We start from the raw sequence: 918 nt of genomic DNA on the forward strand, positions 1-918 counted from the left end.
GACACGTTGCCGTCCGGCTTCCGCTATGTGGCTGGTTCGGCCAGCATGGATGGCGTTTCCGTCACGCCGCAGGTCAGCGGTCGCACGGTTCGTTTCGAGAACATCTCGCTTGCGGGTCACCAGACGGTTGAGTTCCGTCTGAGCATGCTGGCGCTGAGTTCCGCGGGGCCAGGCAAACACACCAATACGGCGTCGGTCACCGATGCGGGCGGAACGCCGCTCGCGCCGAATGCGAAGGCCGTGGTCGAGATACTGGTGGAGCCGGTGTTCGACTGCGGTGATGTCATCGGCAAGGTGTTCGATGACGTCAATCGCAATGGCTACCATGACGAGGGGGAGCCGGGCCTGCCGGGCGTGCGCATCGCCACGGTCAAGGGCTGGCTCGTGACCACCGACCGGCATGGCCGTTTCCATGTCGCCTGCGCCATGCTGCCGGACCAGCGGATCGGCTCGAACTTCATCATGAAGCTGGACACCCGGACGCTGCCGACGGGCTATCGCGTGACGACGGAGAACCCGCGCGTGGTGCGGCTCACCGCCGGCAAGATGACGAAGCTCAACTTCGGGGCCTCGATCGGACGTGTCGTGCGGCTCGACCTCAGGGATGAGGCGTTCGAACCGGGTGGGACTGACCTTGCACGGCAGTGGGAGCAAGGCGTGGATCAGCTGATCGGTGTGTTGCGCAAGGAAGAATCGGTGCTGCGGCTGAGCTATGTGAACGCGTCCGCCGATGCTGACCTGGCCGGGGCGCGGCTGAAGGCGCTGAAGGCCCTGATCGGCAAGCGCTGGCGCGAGGAAGGTGCGCGCTACGCCCTTGAAATCGAGACGCGTGTGGAGGTGGGACAATGAGCACGGTCATCCTTTCGAAGCGCGCTTCCATGCGGCTTCTCGCACACCGCGCGCTTCTCCTGGCAGGCA

The 918-nt window shown here is 65.0% G+C and carries 1 pseudogene; it reads left to right on the forward strand.

What is annotated here, in order from left to right:
* Positions 1 to 849: pseudogene (locus JCM21793_RS29625) on the forward strand (DUF7507 domain-containing protein); the annotation flags it as partial.
* Positions 850 to 918: the final 69 nt, after the last annotated feature.

The sequence above is a fragment of the Nitratireductor aquibiodomus NL21 = JCM 21793 genome, from assembly GCF_000615975.1.
GTDB lineage: Bacteria > Pseudomonadota > Alphaproteobacteria > Rhizobiales > Rhizobiaceae > Nitratireductor > Nitratireductor aquibiodomus.